General features: G+C 55.1%; 9 protein-coding genes and 1 pseudogene. 9 read left to right on the top strand and 1 reads right to left on the bottom strand.

All coding sequences use genetic code 11. The features are described from left to right. Positions 1-637 precede the first annotated feature (637 nt). Positions 638-816, bottom strand: a pseudogene (locus tag ACR0CG_RS21565) (ABC transporter ATP-binding protein); the annotation flags it as partial. A 314-nt stretch (positions 817-1,130) separates the two neighbouring features. Here ACR0CG_RS21565 and ACR0CG_RS21560 point away from each other — a divergent pair. The 9 genes from ACR0CG_RS21560 to ureG all read left to right on the top strand — a co-directional run bounded on the left by ACR0CG_RS21560 (position 1,131) and on the right by ureG (position 6,504). Then, positions 1,131-1,868, top strand: coding sequence for an urease accessory protein UreD (locus ACR0CG_RS21560; RefSeq protein ID WP_480527435.1), 738 nt, complete (start codon positions 1,131-1,133; stop codon positions 1,866-1,868). 1 nt (position 1,869) lies between these two features. After that, positions 1,870-2,172, top strand: coding sequence for an urease subunit gamma (locus ACR0CG_RS21555; protein ID WP_170613846.1), 303 nt, complete (start codon positions 1,870-1,872; stop codon positions 2,170-2,172). 17 nt (positions 2,173-2,189) lie between these two features. Continuing rightward, complete coding sequence (locus ACR0CG_RS21550) at positions 2,190-2,351, top strand: hypothetical protein (protein ID WP_170613844.1); 162 nt, start codon at positions 2,190-2,192, stop codon at positions 2,349-2,351. Continuing rightward, positions 2,348-2,680 carry an urease subunit beta gene (locus ACR0CG_RS21545; RefSeq protein WP_170613842.1) on the top strand — a complete coding sequence of 111 codons (333 nt, stop codon included), beginning with the start codon at positions 2,348-2,350 and terminating at the stop codon, positions 2,678-2,680. Before ACR0CG_RS21550 ends, ACR0CG_RS21545 begins: the two co-directional genes overlap by 4 nt. Continuing rightward, positions 2,655-4,415: an urease subunit alpha gene (gene ureC / locus ACR0CG_RS21540; protein ID WP_480527433.1), complete on the top strand. Its 1,761-nt coding sequence runs from the start codon at positions 2,655-2,657 to the stop codon at positions 4,413-4,415. Before ACR0CG_RS21545 ends, ureC begins: the two co-directional genes overlap by 26 nt. Positions 4,416-4,535: 120 nt before the next feature. After that, complete coding sequence (locus ACR0CG_RS21535) at positions 4,536-4,760, top strand: DUF1127 domain-containing protein (RefSeq protein ID WP_170613839.1); 225 nt, start codon at positions 4,536-4,538, stop codon at positions 4,758-4,760. Positions 4,761-4,788: 28 nt separating this feature from the next. Next, a complete protein-coding gene (ureE, locus tag ACR0CG_RS21530) occupies positions 4,789-5,241 on the top strand; it encodes an urease accessory protein UreE (RefSeq protein ID WP_170613837.1) in 453 nt (150 codons plus the stop codon). After that, positions 5,207-5,878, top strand: a complete 672-nt coding sequence (locus ACR0CG_RS21525) for an urease accessory protein UreF (protein ID WP_480527431.1) — start codon at positions 5,207-5,209, stop codon at positions 5,876-5,878. Before ureE ends, ACR0CG_RS21525 begins: the two co-directional genes overlap by 35 nt. Further along, entirely contained in the window at positions 5,875-6,504 is a 630-nt protein-coding gene (gene ureG, locus ACR0CG_RS21520) for an urease accessory protein UreG (protein ID WP_480527429.1), read from the top strand. Before ACR0CG_RS21525 ends, ureG begins: the two co-directional genes overlap by 4 nt. The last annotated feature ends 373 nt before the right edge of the window (positions 6,505-6,877 follow it).

Genomic DNA, 6,877 nt, shown 5'->3' with positions numbered 1-6,877 from the left:
ATTTGCCCACCTCAAGCGCATCCTCGGTCTCGGGCGCCTCCGATTACGTGACCCATGCGGCGCTCGGGACGAGTTCCACCTCGCCGCCACCGCCCAGAACCTTAGAAAGCTCGCAAAGCTCATCCAGCAACCGACAGCCGAAAATCCTGCGTGAGAGGCACGCAGCCGCTCAAATTCCTCGAAGAGAAAACGAACCAAAAGGAAGAGTTCTTCAACGAAATAGGCTTAGAGCGGTAATTCGGGGCTATAGTCAAAAGACTGGTTAGCGGTTGCGAGCAGTCATTGGGACTGCTCGCGGGATAGATAGAGGTGACCACCTTTGAAGCACAGTTCGATGCGTCTTCAAGCTTTTATCCGAGACTCTACCGTCGTTTGATACTCTCGCGGTTGCGTTCCCGACCTTCGATGTTGATCTGGTGATCTCGACCCCGTGTCCGGTAGAATCCCAGTCCCTTGGACCAGTTCAGAAAATGGGCATGCTGTCGACTTGATCGTCGTTGCGTCCGCGTGGAAAGGACTGCAGCTCCCGTTTGAACGCTGCCAGCCAAGGTGCATCGTGTGCCTTTGCACCATGACTTCTCCACGTCACGACACGACAATCATTTTTGACAAGGTCATGGGTGAAGTCGAAATTCTACTCGACTACAACAATTGCCATTCCGCTCATCGTTCTAAGGCGCCGGATCACTTCGCCAATCTGTTGGATTAACTTCGGCTGAATGCCTTCGTTGGCTCATTCAGCAGCAGTCGCAGCATCGCAATCAGCGCCCGCGCGATGGCCAGCTGTTGCTGCTTACCGCCAGAAAGGCCGCTCCCACACCAGTTCTGCATCGCAGCAAGTTTGGTAACTTACCTTTGACTCAAATTAGAAAACCAGCGAGGTGTGCCTGTTTTTTCATCCAGGACTGACGTCGCTGTCTAATATTTAGCCGCACGATATGAAAATAGGCAGTTTCAGACGCTTCAGATTAGCATTCCGACCCTACAACAGAGAAACAAGAGGCATTAAAACGACGCTTTAAAGGTGCCCGATTACCCAAGCTGCTGCCATATTGCCCACGTACAGTGCGCTGCCGCCCCGTGCTTCAGGCACCGTCTACTTGTGCACCAAGAAATTGGGCCAAAGGACCGTGCTCGACAAGTTGCGCCAGTCCGGGTCTTTGAAATGCCTGTTTCCCAGAACCCCGACGCCTGATCTTGATGCGGTTCTTCTGAACACTGCAGGTGGTGTGACAGGCGGCGATTCATTCCGGTTTTCAGGCAAGGCAGCGGAAGGCACCGCGCTGACACTGACGACACAAGCCTGCGAGCGTGCCTACAAGGCCCAACCTGAAGAACGTGCCCAGGTTATCAATCATCTGACGGTTGAAGCAGGAGCCCGCCTGAATTGGTTGCCGCAAGAGAGCATTTTGTTCAACGGCAGTGCTTTGGAACGACACCTGACGATCGAAAAGCAACCGGGTGCCGAGGTTTTGATGGTAGAGCCGCTGGTCTTTGGGCGCGCCGCCATGGGCGAGACGTTGACCGATATCCGCTTAAGCGATCGGATCGAGATACGACACGAAGGAAAGCTGGTGTTCCTGGATGCGATGCGGTTCTCCGGTAATTGGCACTCTCACCTATCCAAGCCGAATATTGCAAACGGCGCAGGGGCGATGGCACTGATCGTCTTTGCATCGGAGGCTGCCGAAGGTCATTTGGATTCTATTCGCGGAATGCTGCCCGACGACGCAGGTGCAACACTACTCCAAAATGACCTGCTGGCTATCCGTGTTCTAGCCCACAACAGCTTGGCTCTTCGCCGCACTCTGGTCCCGGTTCTGCGCAGGCTGAACAAAGACACATTACCCCGTTGCTGGATTCTCTGAGATGAACCTGACCCCTCGTGAAAAAGACAAACTACTGGTTGCCATGGCTGCTGAGGTCGCCCGCAAACGGCTGGCCCGCGGTGTCAAGTTGAACCACCCCGAGGCCATTGCCCTGATTACCGACGCCGTGGTCGAAGGCGCACGCGATGGCTGTTCAGTCGCCGATATGATGCAAGCCGGCGCCGAAGTGATCACCCGCGACCAATGCATGCAAGGCGTGCCCGAGATGATCCACGAGGTGCAGGTCGAAGCTACTTTCCCAGACGGCACTAAGCTTGTCACTGTTCACAACCCAATCCGCTAATTTCCAAGGAGTTCCAAATGAACCGAATGTTGTTTCCCGCTTTTATTTTGGCTGGTCCTGCTTTGGCCCATACGGATACCCATATTCATGCCCATGGCAGTGATTTCGCCCTGCTCGCAGCTGGGCTGGCATTGATCGCGGTCATCGCCATCACGGTCATATTGAATCTGCCTAAATGATCCCGGGTGAGATCATACCTGCCGAGGGTTCACTGACACTCAACGCAGGACGCAGCAGTCGTCTTGTTGTTGTCGCCAATACCGGTGATCGACCGGTGCAGGTCGGCAGCCATTACCATTTTGCCGAAGCCAACTCTGCCTTGGATTTTGATCGCTACGCGGCCTTGGGGATGCGGTTGGACATCCCGGCAGGCACGGCTGTGAGATTTGAGCCGGGCCAGACTCGCGAAGTCATACTAGTGCCAGTTGACGGGCGCCGGCACATCTACGGTTTCAATATGCATATCATGGGGGCTCTGAAAGATGCCGGGCAAGATCAGCCGAAGTGACTATGCGTCAATGTTCGGCCCCACGGTCGGTGACAAAGTACGATTGGCAGATACCGAACTGATCATCGAGGTTGAGAAGGACCTGATCGTTGAGCGCGCAACGGCTGCGCGTTTCAGCGAAACCGGGCACCGCGAAGATGTCTATGGGGAAGAGGTCAAGTTCGGTGGTGGCAAAGTCATTCGCGACGGGATGGGGCAATCTCAGGCCACCCGCGCTGAAGGGGCCGTGGATACGGTGATCACCAACGCACTGATCGTCGATTATTCCGGTATCTACAAAGCGGACGTTGGGTTGACGGGCGGGCGTATCGCCAAGATTGGGAAAGCCGGCAACCCCGATACGCAACCTGGCGTGGACATCATCATAGGCCCTGGTACTGAGGCAATTGCAGGAGAGGGTCGCATCCTGACGGCGGGCGGGTTCGACAGCCATATCCACTTTATTTGCCCGCAACAAATCGAGGACGCGCTGCATTCCGGCCTGACCACAATGCTGGGCGGCGGCACAGGGCCTGCGCATGGTACGCTGGCGACCACATGCACCCCTGGACCTTGGCATATCGGGCGGATGTTGCAGGCCGCTGATGCGTTTCCAATGAATCTAGCCTTTGCAGGTAAGGGCAATGCCTCTCTACCCGCTGGACTGGAGGAACAGGTCAAAGCCGGAGCGTGTGCCCTGAAACTGCACGAAGACTGGGGAACAACCCCCGCCGCCATCGACTGCTGCCTGTCGACAGCCGATGCAATGGACGTGCAGGTGATGATCCACACTGACACGCTGAATGAATCAGGCTTTGTGGAAAACACCTTGGCGGCCATAAAAGGTCGTACGATTCACGCCTTCCACACTGAAGGCGCAGGCGGTGGACACGCCCCGGACATCATCAAGATCTGCGGCGAGAACCACGTGCTGCCGTCCTCGACCAACCCGACGCGACCCTTCACAGTGAATACGGTCGAAGAGCATCTGGACATGCTGATGGTCTGTCATCACCTCGACAAGTCCATCCCCGAGGACGTGGCCTTTGCCGAAAGCCGCATCCGGCGCGAGACCATCGCAGCCGAAGATATCCTGCACGACATGGGCGCGTTCTCGATCATCGCGTCTGACAGCCAGGCCATGGGTCGGGTCGGAGAGGTATTGATCCGCACTTGGCAAACCGCCGGTAAGATGAAGAAACAGCGCGGTCGTCTACCCGAAGAAACCGGTGAGAACGACAACTTTCGCGTCCGCCGCTACATCGCGAAATACACCATCAACCCAGCCATTGCCCACGGCCTCAGCCATGAGATCGGTAGCATCGAAGAAGGCAAGCGCGCCGACTTAGTCCTATGGAACCCTGCCTTTTTCGGAGTGAAGCCCGAGATGGTTCTGCTGGGCGGCACGATTGCGTGTGCGCAGATGGGCGATCCCAACGCGTCTATCCCCACTCCGCAGCCTGTCTATAGCCGCCCCATGTTTGGCGCATATGGTCGGTCGGTAGAAAACTCGGCGATCACATTTGTCTCGCAAGCCGCCTATGCGGACGGGATCGGTGATGCACTGGGATTGGCAAAACAGACCGTCGCCGTCCAAAACACGCGTGAGATCGGCAAGCAGGATCTTCTGCTGAACAACGCGACGCCGCAAGTCGAAGTTGATCCGGAAACCTACGAAGTCCGGGCGGATGGCGAGTTGCTGACCTGCCAACCCGCCGAAGTCCTGCCAATGGCGCAACGATACTTTTTGTTCTGATCAAAAATGTGCTGAGTTGCGGCCCGCGCAAGGCAGAAATGACCAAACACGCTCTTCTAAGTGAGGCCACTATGACAAATATTAAAACCAATGGGGGGACCAACATTTACGAGGGTCCAAATGGCACACTCAACAGCACAAACACACGCACGCTTTTCGCTGCCAAATTTGATCGCATCCATCGGATCGTCAATCTACTCGGCCCTGATCAGCGTGGCCGAAGCTCAATCACGCGTCCGGCAAGTCGAATTCCTGCAATCACTGAGCGACGAAGAGTTGAAAAAGCGCGGCCTGGCGCGCGAACGGATCGTGCATCGGGTATTTTCGGACTCAATCTGGCTCTGACCATTCCCCCTGCAGAGGAGGCGACGGTATGACCGCCCTGCTCTGTATTGCACGTAAGTATTCGGATCACACGCATAGCGATCCAGCAGACTGTCTGTCATTAACCTATGACGACCGCTTTTTGCGGCGCAAGGTTTTGACCTGCGAAAGTGGCGAACAGATTCTCATCGATCTGGCACAAACGACTTCGTTGAACCACGGTGGCGCTTTGGTTCTGGATGACGGTCGCGAAGTGGAAATACAGGCTGCACCCGAAGCGTTGCTGGAGGTTAAAGCCCCGGACCTGACGCGCATTGCTTGGCATATCGGCAATCGCCACACGCCCTGCCAAATCGAAAAGGATCGGCTTCTGATTCAGGTCGATCATGTGATCCGGGACATGCTTCTGAAAATCGGAGCCTCGGTTCGGGAGGTTCACGAACCGTTCACCCCCGAAGGTGGGGCCTATGGCCACGGCAGGACTCATGGCCACGCCCACTGACGCTGATATCCTTACGCTAACCCAGTGGTTGTCTCCGGCATATCCCGTAGGGGGCTTTGCCTATTCTCATGGGCTGGAAGCTGCAATTGACGAGGGAGCTGTCTCCAGTTCACAAGACACCCAAGCCTGGGTTTCACATGCGCTGGAACATGGATCTGGATGGAATGACGCTCTGTTCGTAGTGTCCGCATACAACGCTCAGGATAAAGATCAACTTATCAGTGTCGATGCCAAAGCGCGGGCCATCTGCGCGTCATCTGAAAGAAAAATGGAAACCGAATTGCTGGGACAAGCATTCGGAACGGTCACAGGAGACGTCTGGGAACTAGATATCCAACAATATGCTTACCCAGTTTCAGTAGGCCACGCCGCACGTCTGCAGGGCCTCCCCATGTTACTGGCGACCAAGATGTATTTACAAGCATTTGCAAGCAACTTGGTCGCCTGCGCAACGCGCCTAGTGCCGCTGGGCCAAACCGATTCTCAGAGACTGATACGTAATTTGACACCGCTATGCGCTCATGTCGCCGAAAAAGCGCAAATGGCAGGCTTAGAAGAACTGAGTTCGACTGCGTTCCTGACGGACATAGCGTCGATGAAACACGAAACACAGTATTCAAGGATATTCCGTACATGAACAATATGAACGGCCCTCTTCGCGTTGGCATCGGTGGTCCGGTTGGAGCCGGAAAGACCACTTTGACTGCTGCCTTATCCGAAGCTTTGCGCGACGTCTGTTCGGTGAGTGTCATCACCAATGACATTTATACTCAGGAGGACGCTGAAGCATTGATGCGTATGCAAATTCTTCCCCAAGATAGAATTATGGGCGTGGAAACGGGCGGTTGCCCACATACAGCGATCCGCGAGGATGCATCGATCAACCTAGCAGCGGTCGCTGAAATGCAGGAACGCCATCCCGATCTCGATATTGTTCTTATCGAAAGCGGCGGCGACAACCTGTCGGCTACTTTCAGCCCGGAGCTCGCGGACCTTACAATCTATGTGATTGACGTCGCCGCTGGTGAGGAAATCCCACGAAAGGGCGGACCGGCCATAACAAAGTCCGACATCCTGGTCATAAACAAAACGGATCTGGCGCCGCATGTTGGCGCTTCACTGGAGGTCATGGAAAGAGACGCAGCCAGAATGCGCAAGGGACGGCCTTTTTTGTTTTCGTCCCTTCGTCACAAAAAAGGGGTTGCCGCAATTGTTGACCTCTTGGTGAAGCGGGGTGGGTTAACAATTTCAGAAGCGAATTAGCACCCAGAACGAAGATGCCAAATTGTCGGCACCTGAAGTCGATTGGAGAGGCGGAAAGCACAGTCTTTCATTGCCTCGTTCGTCTGGAGGTTATCTTTTTTCTTCACTTACCTGTTGTCTGTACAGGAAGAGCACTAAGCTCAGCCATACAACTACACATAACCAAGCCATTTTTCGAGGCCGGTTTTTTGCGCGCTCTGCAAGTTTCACCCTCCGATATTTCTGCGTGATGCCCGAAAGTTCGGACACGATGCTGCGCTTTGTCATGGCTGTTATTGCTTTTTGCAGAAATTTCTCCGCTGAGGGGCACGCACGACGCGAAATTGCGACGCCCGCTTCGGGCTCGGTGCGGTCATCTGAGTGTTTTTGTAAG

It is taken from the genome of Ruegeria sp. AB8 (genome assembly GCF_056542605.1).
This window is presented reverse-complemented; position numbering and strand designations above follow the sequence as displayed.